The organism is Brenneria populi (assembly GCF_036016195.1).
Classification (GTDB): domain Bacteria; phylum Pseudomonadota; class Gammaproteobacteria; order Enterobacterales; family Enterobacteriaceae; genus Brenneria; species Brenneria populi.
On the sequence record NZ_JAYWTM010000009.1, the window covers coordinates 1 to 18,829 of the forward strand.

An 18,829-nucleotide genomic window follows, 5' to 3' on the forward strand; every position below is an offset into this window, starting at 1 on the left:
GCGAATAGGATAATGTGCGGCGATTAGCGTCCTAGGTTGATCCACCGGTGAATAAAGTCGGCTATCTGTCGCGGCTGATTGATATCAAGCTGGGTGAATGATGTGGTAAGAGGGCTATCCGTAGCAATGGCGATTACATACTCGTCCAGTAAATCACTCAGCGGACGCCCCAGATCCTGACGAAACAGCACGATCTTGTTAATCTCCTCCTGCTTAAACCCTTCCACCAGAATCAGATCGAGCGCGGAGGCATCCATCCTTTTCGCCAATTCATGCAAATCGGGCGGCTGTACGGGGGTTTCCGTCATCAAGGCCCATCGTTGGTTACTGACCACCATGGTCTGCTCTGCGCCGGCCTTGCGTAGTTCATAACTATCTTTGCCCGGCGTATCAACATCCATGTTGTGGTGCGTATGCTTGATTAGGCCAACCCGAATACCAGCCTGCTTAAGGATAGGGATGATTGCCTTTAGCAACGTTGTTTTTCCGGTACCGCTATAAGCGGCGATAGCGAGCAATTGGGGCTGTTCATGATTCATTATGCCGCCTTTGGAGAGATGTCAGATCCTCGGGGAAATTCAAATTAAGAAATGCTTCTGGCTGATCGGAAAACGATATCGGCGTGGCTCCGATCTGCTCCATAAAGATCATAAGCTTTCGATCGCCGTGACCGAGATATGTTTCCAGCGGCTTCAGAAGGCAGCGATTAATCAGCAGTAAGGTAGGGTGCCCGCGTTTACCGTCGGTGGCATAGGCTGCGTTTTTTCCGTTCCGCCCTTCCCATAGCCGCTTTACCAGGTCCTGCGGCAGCTCAGGAACATCACAGGGAACGAAAACAATCCACTCCGAGGTAGAGGCATACATGCCGGTGAGTATGCCGGCCAAAGGCCCGGAAAAGCCATTTGGCAGGTCGCTAATGACCCTATATCCGCTTTGTTGATAAACAGGAAGGTTGCGATTGGCATTGATAAAGATGCCATCAACCTGTTCTCTTAACCGCGTCAGTACGTGTTGATATAACGGTAGCCCGTTTAACGCCAGCAGACCTTTATCACAGCCGCCCATACGGGTTGCCTGCCCGCCGGCCAGAATCACGCCAGTGATCATTTTTCGCCTCGGTTGTTTATGCCATGCGTTATTTTCTGAAAACATTTGCTGAAGACCAAGTTCTTTTCACATATTAATAAGACTGTTATTTTTGTCATGGTATTTACATCTGAGGATCAAAAAATGAAATGTCATCGCGTTAATGAATTGGTTGAACTGCTGCATCCGGCATGGCAAAAAGAGCCGGATTTAAATCTTGTACAATTTTTACAAAAACTTGCACAGGAGGCGGGGTTTGAGGGGCAGTTTAGTGACCTGACTGATGATATCCTTATTTACCATCTGAAAATGCGTGGTTCAGATAAAGAGCAGGCCATTCCGGGGCTCAAAAAAGATTATGAGGAAGATTTTAAAACCGCATTACTTCGTGCTCGCGGAGTCATTAAGGACTGACGCGGCTAAGCATGCAGGCTTCTGTTTGCATGGCCCAATAATTTTCTGATGTTGATATTCATACGTGTTTATCTTACGTCGTCGTTACCGGTAGTGGTTGTTATGAACGGTTCGGTTTTTAATTTTCAAACGCTGTTCCCTGAACTGATAATGGATGCACTGTTGAACGCGGGGATACGCGTGGACTCTGGTTTAACAGCCCTAAACAGTTATGAAAACCGGGTATATCAGTTTATTGATGAGGAGCGGAAGCGTTTCGTTGTTAAGTTCTATCGCCCAGAATGGTGGAGCGCCGAGCAAATTATGGAGGAACACGCGTTCGCGCGTGAGCTTGCGGAAGATGAGGTGCCGGTAGTCGCTCCGTTAGTGCTTAATGGCCATACGCTTCATTTTTATGAAGGATTTCATTTTGCCGTTTTTCCAAGCGTTGGCGGGCGGCAATATGAGATGGATAATGAAGATCAGTTGGAATGGGTTGGGCGTTTTTTGGGCCGAATTCATCAGGTCGGCCGTCGCGCCTCATTTTTGCAAAGGCCGACGATAGGTTTGAATGAATATCTGCATGAGCCCTATAAGGTATTGGAACGCTCTGCGCTAATACCGGAAACGCATCGCAATGCTTTTTTACAGGCAACCCGTAGGCTGAGCGATGCTGTCGAGGGGTGCTGGAGTTCGGATTGGCAATCGATTCGTTTACATGGGGACTGCCATCCGGGGAATATTTTATGGCGTGATGGCCCTCTGTTTGTTGATTTGGACGATGCCCGCAATGGTCCGGCGGTACAGGATTTATGGATGTTGCTGCATGGCGAACGCCATGAGCAACGCATTCAGTTGGATATTCTGTTGGAGGCTTACGGTGAGTTTGCCGAATTTCAGGATAAAGAGTTGGCGTTAATCGAGCCTTTGCGGGCGATGCGGCAGGTTCATTATTTGGCCTGGATTATACGACGCTGGGAGGATCCCGCTTTCCCGCCGAATTTCCCCTGGATAAAGGATGCGGATTTCTGGCTTAAACAGATATCAATATTTACCGAACAGGTTAAGCTGCTGCAAGAGCCTCCTTTGCAGCTAATGCCAATGTACTGAAATTGAACGAAGAGAGAGTATTTTATGAAAAAACTATGGTTTGCACTGATTGGCGTGGTTCTGGCATTTGGCGCGTCAGCGGCTGATTTTTCTAATGGCAAACAGTATGTTGAATTAGAAAAAACCGCCACTCAGGAGCCTCAGGTTCTCGAATTTTTCTCGTTTTATTGTCCGCACTGTTATCAGTTTTCTCAGGTTTACCATATCTCCGATGCGGTAGAAAAGGTGCTGCCTGCCGGAACGAAATTAACGCGTTATCATGTTGATTTTCTTGGTCCGTTAGGAAAAGATTTGACCCAGGCCTGGGCCGTGGCCACGGCTCTGGGGGTGGAAGATAAAATTAGCCCATTGATGTTTGATGCGGTTCAGAAAACGCAAACCGTACAGAAGCCGGAAGATATTCGTAACGTATTTATTAACGCGGGCGTCAGCGCTGAAGAGTATGACGGCGCGTTAAATAGCTTCGTCGTGAAGTCCCTGGTGGTTCAACAGGAAAAAGCGGCGGCGGATTTACAGTTACGCGGCGTTCCCGCCATGTTCGTTAACGGTAAATATATGATCAAGAGCGACGGGCTTGATACCAGCTCAATGGATGCTTACGTAAAACAGTATGCCGAGGTTGTGAAATTCCTGCTCGATAAAAAATAAGCTATGCGTATATAACCGCGTCGATGATGTTCTAGATAATTTGAGTTGCAGGACAAAAACGCCAAAAGCGTTTTTGAACGCCGCTTGCGGCGGCCCCAATGGATGGGGCGAGTAACAAAGCCAACGCACATGCGACTTGAAGTATGACGGGTATATATCGACGTGGTTACACCCATCTCTCCCCATCACCTGTTTAGACCATAAAAATCAATCTTACATTAATATTGAGCGGACTCATTTATATCCACAAATATGAATCATCTTTTATCGATCGGTGAAAATGACGGCTTTATTATAACTGCATGAAAATTATGATTATAATAATGAATGCCATAATTTTCGTTAGCATGGATAATTAATCTGTTATTTCTATTCACAAAGTTATCCACAGATGGATCTTGCGTATATCCTCGCAAAAAACGGCGAATATCGCGCGTTAAGGATCGTCTCTTTCCCTTAGCTATGGCATGCTTAGCAGCATGGCAGACGACAAAGATCATATACAGGCTATGGCTCAGATTGCAGAAAACCCTTTAATTCTGGTGGACGGTTCTTCCTACTTGTACCGTGCGTATCACGCATTCCCTCCATTGACCAACAGCGCCGGAGAGCCCACCGGGGCAATGTACGGCGTATTGAATATGCTGCGCAGTTTGCTGGCGCAATATCATCCCAGCCACGTGGCGGTTGTCTTTGACGCCAAGGGCAAAACGTTCCGCGATGAGCTATTTGAAAACTACAAAGCGCATCGTCCTCCGATGCCGGATGATTTACGCGAGCAGATTGAGCCTTTGCACCGTATGGTAAAAGCGATGGGGCTGCCGCTGCTGGCTATTTCCGGCGTCGAAGCCGATGATGTTATCGGTACGCTCGCGCTACAGGCGGAGAAGGCGGGTATTCCGGTATTAATCAGCACCGGCGATAAAGATATGGCCCAGTTAGTCACGCCGAACGTTACGCTGATCAACACCATGAACAACACTATCCTGGGGCCGCAGGAGGTCTGTGACAAGTATGGGATCCCTCCCGAGCTGATTATCGATTTTCTTGCTTTGATGGGCGACGCTTCCGACAACATTCCCGGCGTTCCCGGCATTGGTGAAAAAACGGCGCAGGCCCTGCTGCAGGGCGTGGGCGGGTTGGATGAGCTGTACGCCAATCTTGATAAGATTGCCGGACTGTCGTTCCGCGGGGCCAAGACCATGGCGCCGAAATTGGAACAGCATAAGGACATTGCCTACCTTTCCTACAAGCTGGCCACGATTAAAACCGATGTCGAACTGGAGCTATCCTGCGATCGGCTAACCGTGAATGAGCCGGATGTGGATGAATTGCATCGCCTATTTTCCCGTTACGAATTCCGACGCTGGCTGTCGGATGTCGAGTCCGGCACCTGGCTGCAGGGGAAAAAGAGCGGCCAGGCGCCGCAAAAAGCCGTGGCGAAGTCGCAAGACGCGCCCAAAAAAGAAGAGCTCGCCGCCGTTGCGCTCTCTTCGGATGGCTATATCATCATCCTGGATGAAAAGACGCTGCTGGAATGGATCGAGCGTATCAAGAAAGCGGATGTTTTCGCTTTTGATACCGAAACGGACGGTCTGGATACCCTTACGGCCAACCTGATCGGCATGTCGTTTGCCGTAACGCCGGGCGAAGCCGCCTATCTGCCGCTGGCGCATGATTATCTGGATGCGCCGGAACAGCTGGATCGCGATCGGGTTCTGGCGCTGTTTAAACCGCTGCTGGAAGATGAAAAGCGGTTGAAGGTTGGTCAGAATCTCAAATTCGATAAGGGCGTGATGAAACGCTATGACATCGAATTGCGGGGGATCGCCTTTGATACCATGCTGGAGTCCTACGTTCTGGATAGCGTTGCCGGCCGCCATGATATGGACAGCCTGGCCGATCGCTACCTTGGCCATAAAACCATCAAGTTCGAAGATATCGCCGGCAAAGGTAAAAATCAGCTGACCTTCAACCAGATTGCGCTGGAGGAGGCGAGTCCCTATGCCGCGGAGGATGCGGATGTCACCCTGTATCTGCATCAGAAAATGTGGGGCGAGTTACAACAGCACGAAGAGTTGCGCAAGGTATTTCAGGCCATCGATATGCCGCTGGTTCCGGTGCTGTCCCGCATGGAGCGCAACGGCGTTCTGATCGATCCCCATATTCTGGCGGAACACTCGAAAGAGATCGCCGTTCGCCTGGGGGAACTGGAGGCGCAGGCATATGAATTGGCGGGCGAAGAGTTTAACTTGTCGTCTACCAAGCAGCTGCAGGGCATTCTGTATGAGAAACAAAAGCTGCCGGTGCTGAAAAAAACGCCTAAAGGCGCGCCGTCCACCAATGAGGAGGTGTTGGCTGAGTTGGCGCTGGATTACCCCCTGCCGAAGCTGATTCTGGAATATCGCGGTCTGGCAAAGCTGAAATCGACCTATACCGATAAGCTGCCGCAGATGATTAACCCGTCAACCAAGCGCGTTCATACTTCGTATCACCAGGCGATAACGGCGACGGGGCGTCTGTCCTCCAGCGATCCTAACCTGCAGAATATTCCGGTGCGTAATGATGAAGGGCGCCGTATCCGGCAGGCGTTCATCGCGCCGGAAGGGTGCAGCATTGTTGCGGCGGACTATTCACAGATTGAGTTGCGCATTATGGCGCATCTTTCCGGCGATAAGGGGCTGCTGCGCGCTTTCTCCGAAGGAAAAGATATTCACCGGGCTACCGCGGCGGAAGTTTTTGGCCTTGAACTTGATAAGGTGACGCCTGAACAGCGCCGCAGCGCCAAAGCCATCAACTTCGGCCTGATTTACGGCATGAGCGCTTTCGGCCTATCGCGCCAGCTGAATATTCCGCGCAGCGAATCGCAGAAATATATGAACCTGTACTTTGAGCGCTATCCGGGGGTTCAGGACTATATGGAGAGGACGCGTCAGCACGCCGCCGAGCAGGGATATGTGACGACGCTGGATGGCCGGCGCCTCTATCTGCCGGAGATCACGTCGCGCAACGCAATGGCGCGCAAGGGCGCTGAACGGGCCGCGATTAACGCGCCGATGCAGGGTACGGCGGCTGATATCATCAAAAAAGCGATGATCGCCATTGACGGCTGGCTACAAAAAGATCGGCCGTCAGTGAAGATGATTATGCAGGTTCACGATGAGCTGGTGTTTGAGGTTCATGATTCGGTATTGAACGAAGCTAAAAACAAAATCAGAGAGTTAATGGAAGGATGTATGCAGCTGAGCGTTCCGCTGCGGGTTGATATTGGAACCGGGCTGAACTGGGATGAGGCGCACTAAGCGCGAGCGCCAAAGAGTGGACAAGGTTTATTTATGTAATTAAGCAACACTATTTTGTGACCTGGCTTAACTTTGTCTCTCTGGTTGTCATTTTTTATGAAAGTAAACTACAAAAACCCCTTTTTTATCATGAAAAAATAGGGTAGAGTTATAGGCGTAGGGTACAGAGGTAAGATGTTCTATCTTTCAGACCTTTTACTTCACGTAATCGGATTTGGCTGAATGTTAGCCGCCCCGGTCAGTTTTGACCGGGGCGTTTTTTATTGTGGCTACCCTTGCCATATCTCTTCATGGCCGCCGCCACGAACGCGCCCGGCGCTTTTCCAGTAGCGAAAGGTTTTCGGCGGCATTGAAGCGGTGGCGGAGGTATATAACCTCCTCTTCGATCCGACTACTCGCTTTCCCGCCTATCGTCTTCCGTCTGCGGCAGCGCGCTGAACCAACTATCAAGCTTCTGGCGCAGTTTATCGACGCCCAATTTTTTCAGTGAAGAGAACGCCTCTACCTGAATATCGCCCATAAACGGCAATACCGCTTTCCGCACCATATCGAGCTGCGCTTTGCGCGCGCCGGAAGCCAGTTTGTCCGCTTTGGTCAGCAAAACCAGCACCGGAATTTGCGCGTCGACCGCCCATAAGAGCATCTGTTGATCGAGGTCTTTCAGCGGATGACGAATGTCCATCAGAACGACCAGTCCTTTCAGGCTGTTGCGCTTATGGAGATATTCCCCTAATGCCCGCTGCCATTTGAGCTTCATTTCTTCCGGCACTTCGGCATAGCCATAGCCGGGTAAGTCGACCAGACGAACGCCTTCCGTGACTTCAAACATATTGATTAGCTGCGTTCTTCCGGGGGTCTTACTGGTGCGCGCTAGATTTTTTTGATTGGTCAGCGTATTCAACGCGCTGGATTTACCGGCGTTAGAGCGCCCAGCAAAGGCGACTTCAATACCGCTATCTGTTGCCAGGTGGCGAATATCCGGGGCGCTAATAACAAAATGCGTCGTGTGGTAATTGTATTGCTGGGTCACAATGATTATCTCTTTCTGGATCTATGTCTGGTTGAGGATTATACCTGTTACTGACAATAAAGGCGGCTTTATCTGTATTGAAGGGGCGATGGGTGTACCCTTTACTGGCATCTATTGGCGATGGTCGGGAATTATCGCTGAAGTAATGAAAAGCGCCATCGGTCGATGCGCGCTCTTTTTTATTGCCGGGCTTTCTGCTAGATTCCGCCGCAATTAACTTCATCTCCGTACCTGAGAACTTGATTATGAACCGACCAGTTAAAGGTTCTGGTGGTAACGCCACTAAACCCAAAATGAAAAGAAAAAGCCGTGAAGAATTGAACCAGGAAGCTCGCGATAGGAAACGGCAGAAAAAACATCGCGGTCGTGCGCCGGGGAGCCGCGCTCAAGAAGCGGATACGGCGGGAAAAAGCGCCGCGTCGCGCCAGATCGCCGATCCCCGTATCGGCAGCAAAAAACCGATTCCCCTGGGCATTTCAGACAAAGCCGCCGCCAGGCCCAAGCCGAAAGCGGTTGCGCCTGAAGCGAAACCGATAGCGCTGTCGCCGGAGGAAGAGCTGACATTATTGGAAAATGACGCCCGGCTGGATGAGCTGTTGGATCGCCTGGATAGCGGTGAGACGTTGAGCGCCAAAGATCAATCCTGGGTGGATGAAACATTGGATCGTATCGATGTCTTGATGGAGCAGCTCGGCATTGAACTGGACGATGACGAAGAGGGCGAAGAGCAAGAAGAAGATATGCTGCAACTTTTGAAGCGCAATGGCCCGAAAGACGATGTGTAATCAATGAAGCTTGTGTTTCTGCTATTGGCGTTGCTGGTTACGCTTTATCTTTTTTGCCTGTTGGGCAAGCTATGGCTTCTGTCGAAACGAAAGGCGCGGTTGCATCGTGCGGTTTTTAACCGGCGGCAAATGCCGGTGGCGCCTTCCGCCGGAAAAAAACGCCGGGAGCGTTTTTAAACGTCGCCACGCGACGGCCCGGAGGGCGAGTCCCAGGGACGGGACGAGTAAAAAAACGCTGCGATGTGGCGAGCGGCTAAAAGAGAGCGGGCACACAGCCCGCCGTAAAAAAGACTGGAGGGACTAAGCAGCATGTCTGAGCAAGCAGTCGATTGGGACCTGGCCCTGATTCAAAAATATAACTATTCCGGGCCGCGTTATACGTCTTATCCCACCGCGTTGGAGTTTAGGGAAGAGTATGACGAGTCCGCTTTTCAGCGCGCCGTCGCGCGTTACCCACAGCGACCGCTGTCGCTGTACATCCATATCCCGTTTTGCCATCGGCTATGTTACTTCTGCGGCTGCAATAAGCTGGTAACACGCCAGCAGCACAAGGCGGATGAATACCTCGATGTGCTGGAGCGGGAGATTCGCCAGCGCGCGCCGCTGTTCGCCGGGCGGACGGTGACGCAGATGCACTGGGGCGGCGGTACTCCCACCTACCTGAATAAAGCGCAGATCGGCCGTTTGATGTCGCTGCTTCGCGATCGGTTTTCGTTTTCAGATCGGGCGGAGATCTCTCTGGAGGTCGATCCGCGGGAAATTGAACTCGATATTATCGATTGTCTGCATGCGCAGGGGTTTAATCGCCTCAGCATGGGGGTGCAGGATTTTAATAAAGAGGTGCAAAGGCTGGTAAACCGCGAACAGGACGAGGCGTTTATCTTCGCGCTGATTGAGCGGGCCAAGTCGCTTGGGTTTGCGTCGACCAATATTGATTTGATTTACGGTTTGCCGAAACAGACGCCGGAGAGCTTCGCTTTTACTTTGCAGCGCGTGGCGGAATTAAGCCCGCACCGGCTCAGCGTTTTTAACTATGCTCATCTGCCCAGTTTATTTGCCGCGCAGCGTAAGATCAAAGAAGCGGATCTGCCGGGTGCGGAGCAAAAACTGGAAATATTGCAACAGACCATCCGTTCGCTGACTGACGCCGGGTATCAGTTTATCGGCATGGACCACTTTGCCCGTCCGGATGACGAGCTGGCGCTGGCTCAACGCGCCGGGAAATTGCACCGTAATTTTCAAGGCTATACGACGCAGGGAGAGTGCGACCTGCTGGGGCTGGGCGTCTCGGCGATTAGTATGATCGGCGATAGTTATGCCCAGAATCAGAAAGAGCTGAAACGCTATTATGCGCAGGTCAAGGATAGCGGCAATGCCTTGTGGCGCGGGCTGCGGCTGACGCGTGACGACTGCATCAGGCGCGACGTCATTAAAGCGCTGATCTGTAATTTTCGATTGGCCTATGATGCGATTGAAGCTCAATACTCCATTGATTTTAAATCATATTTTTCAGAAGATTTACAACAGCTGGCGCCTTTGGCCGCCGACGGGCTGGTGGATATTGATGCGGCGGGAATTAAGGTAACGTCGAAAGGTCGTTTGCTGATTCGCAATATCTGTATGTGCTTTGACGTCTACCTGCGCGATAAAATGCGGATGAAGCAGTTCTCTAAGGTGATTTAAAAAACTACGGCCGCATAACGCGGCCGTAGGTTTATATAGCGTTAGCCGATATCCAGGTCATGGGTTGACCTGGATATTAACTAAAGAAGTTTATCAGCGCGGCACAGAGTATCGCGGCGATAGCAGCCTGCGGCGAATGGCTTGCCGCAGAACCGATTTCAGCGCCGTGCGTCAGCGCGGAAATTAATGAATCCAACATGGTGTTCCTCCCGAATCAGCGACACGATCATACTGCTGACTTGGGGTATGTAAAGTATAAATTAACGACAATTTCGTGCGTCAGTTTGTATTTTTGTACTTGTTCCGATCTCCGGCGGCTAACGCCCTTGCGTTACGTTTTTCTCCTCCGGCATCCCGGCGGGTTATTCGCTTTCGGCCTGGGTTTCGTGCCGGGCCACCGGACAGCGCCGCTCCAGCGCTTCCCACCAGCGGGTCGTGGCCTGATGCGGCGTGGCTACTTCACCCAGCCGCGGGGTGATCATCGCCTGCTGGCGGGCGGCGGCCAGCGCGCTGGAGCGCGCCACCGGCTCCCACCAGGGATGAAACGCCAGGCTGAACATCCCCCAGTGGATCGGCATGAATACCCGGGCGTTGAGATCCTGCGCGGCCTGCACCGTTTGTTCCGGCGTCATGTGGGAATCGGGCCAGCGGGCGTCGTACTGGCCGTTTTCGATAAACGCCAGATCGAACGAGCCAAAGCGTTTGCCGATAGCCTGAAAGTGGCTGTCGTAGGCTGAGTCGCCGCTGAAAAAGAGGCGCTGGCTTTTCCCTTCAATCACCCATGAGGCCCACAGCGTGCCGCCGTTGTCCGACAGACCGCGGCCGGAGAAGTGGCGCGACGGCGTAGCGGTGAAATTTAGGCTGCCGTCGCGGTGGCTGTCGAACCAGTCCAGCTCCGTAATGCGTTCGCGCGCGATGCCCCATTTCCGCAAGTGCTTGCCCACCTTCAGCGGCACGATAAAGCGGGTCGCGCGATGGCGAAAAAAGCGGATGGTGCGCTGGTCCAGATGGTCGTAGTGGTCGTGCGACAGCAGGATAATATCCACGTTCGGCAGCGCTTCCAGCGCCGCCGGCGGCGGCTGAAAGCGGCGGAAGATGAAAGAGAACGGCGAGACGCTGGCGGAGAATATCGGATCGATGAGAATGCTGACGCCGTCCAGATTGAGCAGCAGTGTGGAGTGGCCGAACCAGATAAACTTCAGAGGTTCGGCGCCGGCGGACAACGCCGCCATATCGGGCGTTACCGTCGGCAGCGGCGCGGACGGACTCCGCTCGCCGCGGGCGAAGGCCAGTTGACATACCAATTTCAAGCTGCCGAGCAGGCCGATGCGCGCCGCGCCTGACGGCGGGGTGGGATTGTAAAAGCGCTTGGTCCGGGCGGAGTAGTGGGGAATGTTCCAGTCCTGCATACGGCCTCCGATGAAATAAGGCGATAACGCCTGACGGTAGAGTGATGCATTAATATGGCAAAAGGATTACCCCCCGGAGCGAAGGGGGGTATGGCGGTTAGAGGAACGAGCCGTCGTCGTCGCTGCCGAAGTCTGAGGAAAAATCGTCACTTGGAGCATCGCCGCCCTGCCACTCATTGCCGGTATTTTCCCATTGTGCGTCGCCGTGGTTGAAGGTATCTAGGTTGGCGTCTTCGGTCAAATTCCGGTCCAGGCCGCCGTCCAGCGGCGTTTCATTGATGATGTTGACGATCTCTTCCGGCTGCGCGCGGTGGAACATGCCGGTCAGCATATCGGCCAGCATCACGCCGCCCGCGACGCCAGCCGCGGTTTGCAGCGCTCCGCCGATAAAGCCGCCGGCGCGGGAAGGCTGCGCGGCCGGGGCGTAATTGGGCTGAGAATAATTCGGCTGTTGGCTCGGGGCGCCGTACTGCGCCGGCGCGCTCGGCGCGGAACGGCCGCCGCCGAACAGTCCGGACAAGAACCCGCCGCCGCTTGGCCGGCTGGCGCTCTGGCGCAGCTGCGCCACCTCGCTTTCCAGCTCTTTGACGCGCTGGTCCATCTGTTTGAGCGCCGCTTCCTGAATAATCAGCGCCTGGGCCATGTAGTAAGGCGCGGCGGGCTGCCGGCGCACATACTCGCTGATTTGTTGTTCGGCGCTGAGGTCGCGCGCTCCTGTTTTGGCTTCGGTCTCTTTCAGGCGGCTAAACAGACCATCGATAAGACGTTGTTCTTCAGCTTGCATGGGTCACCTCAAAATAACTATCCGTCGCGGAACCCGGCTCCGCTATCGTCTATGCTAATCGCTGCGGCGAAACGGTAAAACAAGACAGAGGTAAAGCTGGCTATGAATTTGTTACCAATTACGGCAGCCGGATTATCGTCGTCCGGCGAATCTGGATGCCGTTTGCCGATATGCGGGTTAAAAGCTGCATAAAAATGCAGCCTCGGTTACTCCATGCCCAGCTCTTTCAACTTCCGCGTTAGGGTGTTTCTGCCCCAGCCCAGCAGGCGCGCCGCTTCCTGTTTATGGCCCTGCGTGTGCCGTAGCGCCGTGGTCAGCAGCGTTCTTTCCATCTCCGGCTGAGCCTCCGCCAGCAGGTTTTGATGACCGGAGCGCAGCGCTCTGTCCGCCCACTGCGCCAGCAGGGTCGCCCAGCTATCCGGCAGCATATGCACCGTGGCGTCGGGCGCCGTTGTTTCAAAAAGCTCAGGGGGTAAATCCTGAATTAATACTTCCTGACCGGCGGCCATCACGGTCAACCAGCGGCAGGTATTCTCCAGCTGGCGTACGTTGCCAGGCCACGGCAGCCTGGTGAGCGCGGTTTCCGTTTCCGGATGAAGGTTTTTCGGTTCAACCCCCAGCTCTTTGGCGGTCGCCTGCAGGAAGTAGCGCGCGAGCCGGGGAATATCTTCCCGCCGTTCGCGCAGCGGCGGCAGATGGACGCGAATAACGTTCAGGCGGTGAAACAGGTCTTCACGAAATTTGCCTTCCTGCACCCGCAGCTCCAGGTTCTGGTGGGTCGCGGCAATGATCCGCACATCCACTTTTACCGCGGCATAGCCTCCGACCCGGTAGAACTGGCCGTCGGCCAATACGCGCAGCAGACGCGTCTGTACGTCCAGCGGCATATCGCCGATTTCATCAAGAAACAGGGTGCCGCCGTCCGCTTGCTCAAACCGCCCCTGACGGATTTGATTGGCGCCGGTAAAGGCGCCCTTCTCATGGCCGAACAATTCCGATTCGATCAGATCTTTGGGAATCGCCGCCATGTTCAACGCGATAAAAGGGGCTTTGGCGCGCGGGCTGTGGCGGTGTAAGGCGTGCGCCACCAGCTCCTTGCCGGTCCCTGATTCGCCGTTGATCAATACGCTGATGGAAGAGCGTGAAAGACGGCCGATAATGCGAAATACGTCCTGCATCGCCGGCGCTTCGCCGATGATGTCCGTTGTCGGACCGTTCATCGGCTGGTTGCGAACGGGCTGCTGCTGCTCCAGATAGTGGCTGATGGCGCGTTCGACCAAGGCGACCGCTTCATCGATATCAAAAGGTTTGGGTAGATAATCAAACGCGCCCTGCTGATAAGCGCTGACCGCGGCGTCAAGATCGGAGTGCGCGGTCATAATGATGACCGGCAGCATCGGATGCCGTTGTTTTATTTGCTGCAATAACGCCAGCCCGTCCATTCCCGGCATACGGATATCGGACAGCAGCACGTCCGGCGTTTGCGTCGCCAGGGCGTGCAGCACCTGATTCCCGTTATCGAAAGTGGCGCAGGTTAAGCCGGCGCCAGTGAGCGCGCGTTCGAGCACCCAACGGATGGAGCTATCGTCATCGACAATCCAGACTATCCCTCGTTGCATTGTGAACCTCACTGGCGAATGGGCAGGTAAACCGAAAATTCGGTATGGCCTGGCCAACTGTTAAATTCAATTTTACCGGAGTGTTGATCGATAAGGCTGCGTGCGATCGATAATCCCAGACCGGTGCCGCCTTCGCGTCCGCTTACCATAGGATAGAACAGCGTATCCTGTAGCTGGGCCGGCACGCCGGGGCCGTCATCTTCAATATCAATGCGCGCCGCAAGGCGATAGCGTACGCCGTGCAGGGTGAGCTGAAACGCGGTTCGGGTGCGCAAGGTAATGGTGCCGCCTTTTTTTCCTAACGCCTGCAGGGCGTTACGCGTAATGTTCAGCAAAACCTGTTCTATCTGATCCGGGTCGTGAGTGAGTTCCGGCAGGCTGGGATCGTAATCTTTCACCAGCATGACATTGTCCGGCTTCTCCAGCGAAACCAGCTGGCATACGCGTTCCGCCACCTGATGAATACTTTGCGTGACATGCAGGCCGGGCTGCTGCGGGCCAAGCAGTCGGTCAACCAGATTACGCAGGCGATCCGCCTGTTCGATAATCACTTTGGTATATTCGGTCAACGCCGGGTCCGGCAATGCTTTCGAGAGCAGCTGCGCGGCCCCGCGTAACCCGCCAAGCGGGTTTTTAATTTCGTGGGCCAATCCCCTGACCAAATCGCGGGCGGCCTGTTGCTGCGCCTGTTGGAGCTGCTCCTGGCTCAGGCGGCGTTGGTTATCCATCGGCGCCATTTCCAGCAGAATAAAACTATTGGGCATACGCTGGGCCGTAAGCGACATAATGTGCGCTTTACCGTCTACCACGATGGTGACTTCGTTATCGGTAAAACCTTGCCCTGAATCCAGACTTTCACGCATCAAATCTATATTCAGAGAAAAGTATCCCAGTAAATCCGGCAGCGGGGTCCCTGATAATTTACGCGAGCTCTGGGCCAGTAGTTGTTGCGCCGCCGGGTTGGAATAATGAATAGCCAGATCGTTATCCAATAACAAGATACTGTTTATTAAAGAATTTAGGATCTGCCCAGCATCGGGCAGCGTGCCTGTTGCCATAACGCAGACTCCCGCACCCCATGAGTGCATGTATTGTTGATGATGGATATGGTGTAGCAACTTCAGCGTCCGTGGAGAAAAAAGCCCATCATGAGATGGGCTGAAAAGTTTCCACGGCAACAAAAAATTTTCGGGAAAAATTTTAACGTCGCGCCGCGACGGCCCCTATTGGGATGACGGGCATGGATAGCCCGTCAAAAAAGACAAAACATCAATAAAAACGACCAATTCAATTCGTCGGTAGCCTGAACGTCAGCGCGAGCAGGCTACCGTCTCACCGCATGGTGAATTAAACGCTGTAATACAGTTCAAACTCAACCGGATGCGGCGTCATGCGCACGCGGTCATTTTCTGCTTTACGCAGTTCGATGTAAGCGTCGATCGTGTCGTCGGTGAATACGCCGCCGCGGGTCAGGAATTCACGATCCGCATCCAGCGCGTTCAGCGCTTCTTCCAGAGATCCTGCAACCTGTGGAATTTCTTTCGCTTCTTCCGGCGGCAGATCGTACAGATTTTTGTCCATGGCGTCGCCAGGGTGGATCTTGTTGATGACTCCGTCCAGACCGGCCATCAGCAGCGCCGAGAAGGCCAGGTATGGGTTGGCAGCCGGATCCGGGAAGCGGACTTCGATACGGCGCGCTTTCGGGCTGGCCACTACCGGAATACGGATGGAAGCGGAACGGTTACGGGCGGAGTAGGCCAGCATAACCGGCGCTTCGTAGCCCGGGACCAGACGTTTGTATGAGTTGGTGGTCGGGTTAGCCAGCGCATTGATGGCCTTGGCGTGTTTGATGACGCCGCCGATGTAGAACAGCGCGGTTTCAGACAGGCCGCCGTACTTGTCGCCAGAGAACAGGTTAACGCCGTCTTTGGACAGGGACATATGGCAGTGCATGCCGGAACCGTTGTCGCCGAACATAGGTTTCGGCATGAAGGTCGCGGTTTTGCCGAATGCGTGAGCGACGTTATGCACGACGTATTTGTAAATCTGAATTTCGTCGGCTTTTTTGGTCATGGTGTTGAAACGGGTGGCAATTTCGTTCTGACCGGCCGTGGCGACTTCGTGGTGATGCGCTTCGACCACCAGACCCATCTCTTCCAGGGTCAGACACATGGTGGAACGGATGTCCTGCGATGAATCGACCGGAGGAACCGGGAAGTAACCGCCTTTCACCGCCGGGCGATGGCCTTTGTTGCCGCCTTCGTACTCTTTGTCGGAGTTCCATGCGCCTTCGATGTCGTCGATAGCGATGTGGGAACCGGAGATGCTGCTGCCGAAGCGAACGTCGTCAAACAGGAAGAATTCAGGTTCCGGCCCAAACAGCACGGTGTCGGCGATGCCGGAAGAGCGCAGAAAATCTTCGGCGCGTTTGGAGATGGAACGCGGGTCGCGGTCATAGCCCTGCATGGTGCCCGGCTCCAGAATGTCGCAGCGAACGATCAGCGTGCTTTCTTCATAGAAAGGGTCGAGGACTGCGGTGCTGGCGTCCGGCATTAATACCATGTCGGATTCGTTAATGCCTTTCCAGCCGCCAATCGAAGAACCATCAAACATTTTGCCTTCTTCGAAGAAGTCGGCGTCAACTTGATGAGCTGGAATGGTGACGTGCTGTTCTTTGCCTTTGGTATCAGTGAAGCGTAAATCAACGAACTTCACATCATGTTCATTCAGCATCGCCAAAACGTGTTCTGCGGACATACTTGGTTCTCCCGATTGTCATTTATCGTCGTGGAACGAATATCGTTGTAGATTGATGTTGTTACCGTGAGTAGACTAAAGCTAAAAGTGTGCCAACTTTTTAAATTAGTGCTATGTGTTGCCGTCCGGGGCTTTCTCCCCGCAGAACGCCTGCACCATTATAGCTTGTAGCACCAAAATGGTGCTTTGTCCGTGAGTTATTGCACTATAATGGTGCTATCACCCTCACTTGTAGCGTTTTTGCACCGTGAAAGGGATCACAAAGTAAGCAGTATCAGGTTGTTTATGATTGATGCTTGTGATCTTGTTTAGTCTCTCGATTAATACGTGTACAATAGCGCGCTATTTCTAAATGCCTGAGGCAAAGCTGTGATCGAAAATTTGCGTAACATCGCCATTATTGCGCACGTTGACCATGGGAAAACCACCCTGGTCGATAAGTTGTTGCAACAATCCGGAACTTTCGGAGAACGTACTGAAGCAACCGAACGTGTAATGGACTCCAATGATTTGGAGAAAGAACGTGGAATAACCATTCTCGCCAAAAATACCGCCATTAACTGGAAAGACTACCGCATTAACATCGTGGATACCCCCGGACACGCCGATTTCGGCGGCGAGGTTGAGCGTGTAATGTCGATGGTGGACTCGGTGCTGTTAGTCGTTGACGCAATGGATGGGCCGATGCCGCAGACGCGTTTCGTGACCAAAAAAGCTTTTGCCAATGGTCTGAAGCCGATCGTGGTAATCAACAAGGTCGACCGTCCCGGTGCGCGTCCCGATTGGGTTGTCGATCAGGTGTTCGACCTGTTCGTGAACCTGGATGCAACCGATGAACAGCTGGATTTCCCTATTGTTTATGCTTCCGCATTAAACGGTATCGCCGGTCTGGATCATAACGATATGGCCGACGATATGACGCCGCTGTTCGAAGCGATCGTCAAACATGTCGACGCGCCGAAAGTGGATCGCGACGGTCCTTTGCAGATGCAGATTTCCCAGTTGGACTACAACAGCTATGTCGGCGTTATCGGGATTGGTCGCATCAAGCGCGGCGTGGTCAAACCGAACCAGCAGGTGACGATTATCGACAGCGAAGGGAAAACCCGCAACGGTAAGGTCGGCAAGGTCCTGGGCCACATGGGTCTGGAACGTATTGAGAGCACGCTGGCGGAAGCGGGCGATATCATCGCCATCACCGGCCTGGGCGAACTGAACATCTCCGATACCATCTGCGATCCCAATACGGTTGAAGCGCTGCCGGCGCTGAGCGTCGATGAGCCGACGGTAACCATGTTCTTCTGCGTCAATACCTCGCCGTTCTGCGGTAAAGAAGGGAAGTTTGTGACGTCTCGCCAAATTCTTGACCGTTTACGCAAAGAGCTGGTTCACAACGTTGCGCTGCGCGTTGAAGAGACGGAAGATGCGGATGCGTTCCGCGTGTCCGGACGCGGCGAGCTGCACCTGTCGGTACTGATTGAGAATATGCGCCGCGAAGGGTTTGAGCTTGCGGTATCCCGTCCGAAAGTTATCAACCGCGTTATCGACGGCCGCAATCAGGAACCGTTTGAAAACGTGACGCTGGATATTGAAGAACAGCATCAGGGCGCCGTGATGCAAGCCATGGGCGAGCGCAAGGGCGATGTGAAAAACATGGTTCCGGACGGCAAAGGACGTATCCGTTTGGATTACCTGATCCCGGCGCGCGGCCTGATCGGCTTCCGTACCGAATTCATGACCATGACGTCCGGCACCGGCCTGCTGTACTCCACGTTCAGCCACTATGATGACGTGCGTCCGGGCGATATCGGCCAGCGTCAGAACGGCGTTCTGATCTCCAACGGCCAGGGTAAAGCCGTGGCGTTTGCGCTGTTCGGCCTGCAAGATCGCGGTAAACTGTTCCTGGGTCACGGCGCGGAAGTGTATGAAGGCCAGATCATCGGCATTCACTCCCGTTCCAACGATCTGACGGTAAACTGTCTGACCGGTAAGAAACTGACCAACATGCGCGCGTCCGGTACCGATGAAGCCACCGTGCTGGTTCCGCCGATCAAAATGTCGCTGGAACAGGCGCTGGAGTTTATCGATGACGACGAACTGGTTGAGGTGACGCCGCTGTCGGTTCGTATTCGTAAACGCCATCTGACGGAAAACGATCGTCGCCGCGCGAACCGCGGTGGTTAAAAACGGTTAATTTTTCAGCTGGTTTTTCATATGACAGGG

The 18,829-nt window shown here is 53.5% G+C and carries 19 protein-coding genes; 10 read left to right on the top strand and 9 right to left on the bottom strand.

The annotated features are described in order from the left end of the window. Positions 1 to 23: 23 nt before the first annotated feature. Together mobB and mobA are read right to left on the bottom strand one after the other, a co-directional pair. On the bottom strand, positions 24 to 539 hold the full coding sequence (gene mobB / locus VSX58_RS11640) for a molybdopterin-guanine dinucleotide biosynthesis protein MobB (protein ID WP_327618231.1): 516 nt from the start codon (positions 537 to 539) through the stop codon (positions 24 to 26). Then, positions 529 to 1,107, bottom strand: coding sequence for a molybdenum cofactor guanylyltransferase MobA (gene mobA / locus VSX58_RS11645; RefSeq protein WP_327618232.1), 579 nt, complete (start codon positions 1,105 to 1,107; stop codon positions 529 to 531). The genes mobB and mobA overlap by 11 nt, the downstream gene beginning before the upstream one ends. A gap of 123 nt (positions 1,108 to 1,230) precedes the next feature. Between mobA and VSX58_RS11650 the strand changes: the two genes are divergently transcribed. The 5 genes from VSX58_RS11650 to VSX58_RS22580 all read left to right on the top strand — a co-directional run bounded on the left by VSX58_RS11650 (position 1,231) and on the right by VSX58_RS22580 (position 6,761). Continuing rightward, positions 1,231 to 1,500, top strand: coding sequence for a YihD family protein (locus VSX58_RS11650; RefSeq protein ID WP_327615342.1), 270 nt, complete (start codon positions 1,231 to 1,233; stop codon positions 1,498 to 1,500). A 102-nt stretch (positions 1,501 to 1,602) separates the two neighbouring features. After that, the gene (locus tag VSX58_RS11655) at positions 1,603 to 2,589 is read left to right on the top strand and encodes a serine/threonine protein kinase (RefSeq protein WP_327618233.1); all 987 of its coding nucleotides are present in this window, start codon (positions 1,603 to 1,605) and stop codon (positions 2,587 to 2,589) included. A gap of 24 nt (positions 2,590 to 2,613) precedes the next feature. Then, complete coding sequence (dsbA, locus tag VSX58_RS11660; RefSeq protein WP_327615340.1) at positions 2,614 to 3,237, top strand: thiol:disulfide interchange protein DsbA; 624 nt, start codon at positions 2,614 to 2,616, stop codon at positions 3,235 to 3,237. A 509-nt stretch (positions 3,238 to 3,746) separates the two neighbouring features. After that, a complete protein-coding gene (polA, locus tag VSX58_RS11665) occupies positions 3,747 to 6,539 on the top strand; it encodes a DNA polymerase I (RefSeq protein WP_327618234.1) in 2,793 nt (930 codons plus the stop codon). 174 nt (positions 6,540 to 6,713) lie between these two features. Beyond that, positions 6,714 to 6,761 carry a spot 42 RNA, inhibition of DNA synthesis gene (locus tag VSX58_RS22580; RefSeq protein WP_071892919.1) on the top strand — a complete coding sequence of 16 codons (48 nt, stop codon included), beginning with the start codon at positions 6,714 to 6,716 and terminating at the stop codon, positions 6,759 to 6,761. 169 nt (positions 6,762 to 6,930) lie between these two features. On the opposite strand, the gene yihA is transcribed toward VSX58_RS22580, so the two are convergent. Then, positions 6,931 to 7,569, bottom strand: coding sequence for a ribosome biogenesis GTP-binding protein YihA/YsxC (gene yihA / locus VSX58_RS11670; protein WP_327618235.1), 639 nt, complete (start codon positions 7,567 to 7,569; stop codon positions 6,931 to 6,933). A gap of 1 nt (position 7,570) precedes the next feature. Between yihA and VSX58_RS11675 the strand changes: the two genes are divergently transcribed. The 4 genes from VSX58_RS11675 (at position 7,571) to hemN (ending at position 10,037) form a co-directional block, all read left to right on the top strand. Beyond that, on the top strand, positions 7,571 to 7,786 hold the full coding sequence (locus tag VSX58_RS11675) for a hypothetical protein (RefSeq protein ID WP_327618236.1): 216 nt from the start codon (positions 7,571 to 7,573) through the stop codon (positions 7,784 to 7,786). A gap of 28 nt (positions 7,787 to 7,814) precedes the next feature. Then, a complete protein-coding gene (gene yihI, locus VSX58_RS11680; protein WP_327618237.1) occupies positions 7,815 to 8,354 on the top strand; it encodes a Der GTPase-activating protein YihI in 540 nt (179 codons plus the stop codon). Between the two features lie 3 nt (positions 8,355 to 8,357). After that, positions 8,358 to 8,531, top strand: a complete 174-nt coding sequence (locus VSX58_RS11685; protein WP_327615335.1) for a hypothetical protein — start codon at positions 8,358 to 8,360, stop codon at positions 8,529 to 8,531. Positions 8,532 to 8,663: 132 nt separating this feature from the next. Beyond that, positions 8,664 to 10,037 (top strand): oxygen-independent coproporphyrinogen III oxidase, encoded by a 1,374-nt coding sequence (gene hemN / locus VSX58_RS11690; RefSeq protein WP_327618238.1) that lies wholly within the window; start codon positions 8,664 to 8,666, stop codon positions 10,035 to 10,037. A gap of 76 nt (positions 10,038 to 10,113) precedes the next feature. On the opposite strand, the gene VSX58_RS11695 is transcribed toward hemN, so the two are convergent. The 6 genes from VSX58_RS11695 to glnA form a co-directional block, all read right to left on the bottom strand. Continuing rightward, positions 10,114 to 10,236, bottom strand: coding sequence for a YshB family small membrane protein (locus tag VSX58_RS11695; protein WP_327615324.1), 123 nt, complete (start codon positions 10,234 to 10,236; stop codon positions 10,114 to 10,116). A gap of 163 nt (positions 10,237 to 10,399) precedes the next feature. After that, positions 10,400 to 11,446 (bottom strand): MBL fold metallo-hydrolase, encoded by a 1,047-nt coding sequence (locus tag VSX58_RS11700; protein WP_327618239.1) that lies wholly within the window; start codon positions 11,444 to 11,446, stop codon positions 10,400 to 10,402. 97 nt (positions 11,447 to 11,543) lie between these two features. Next, complete coding sequence (locus VSX58_RS11705; RefSeq protein ID WP_327618240.1) at positions 11,544 to 12,230, bottom strand: DUF2076 domain-containing protein; 687 nt, start codon at positions 12,228 to 12,230, stop codon at positions 11,544 to 11,546. Positions 12,231 to 12,436: 206 nt separating this feature from the next. Next, entirely contained in the window at positions 12,437 to 13,849 is a 1,413-nt protein-coding gene (gene glnG / locus VSX58_RS11710) for a nitrogen regulation protein NR(I) (RefSeq protein WP_327615321.1), read from the bottom strand. A gap of 8 nt (positions 13,850 to 13,857) precedes the next feature. Next, positions 13,858 to 14,907, bottom strand: coding sequence for a nitrogen regulation protein NR(II) (gene glnL, locus VSX58_RS11715; protein WP_327618241.1), 1,050 nt, complete (start codon positions 14,905 to 14,907; stop codon positions 13,858 to 13,860). A 289-nt stretch (positions 14,908 to 15,196) separates the two neighbouring features. Further along, positions 15,197 to 16,606, bottom strand: a complete 1,410-nt coding sequence (gene glnA / locus VSX58_RS11720) for a glutamate--ammonia ligase (protein WP_327618242.1) — start codon at positions 16,604 to 16,606, stop codon at positions 15,197 to 15,199. Between the two features lie 369 nt (positions 16,607 to 16,975). Between glnA and typA the strand changes: the two genes are divergently transcribed. After that, on the top strand, positions 16,976 to 18,790 hold the full coding sequence (typA, locus tag VSX58_RS11725) for a ribosome-dependent GTPase TypA (protein ID WP_327618243.1): 1,815 nt from the start codon (positions 16,976 to 16,978) through the stop codon (positions 18,788 to 18,790). Positions 18,791 to 18,829: the final 39 nt, after the last annotated feature.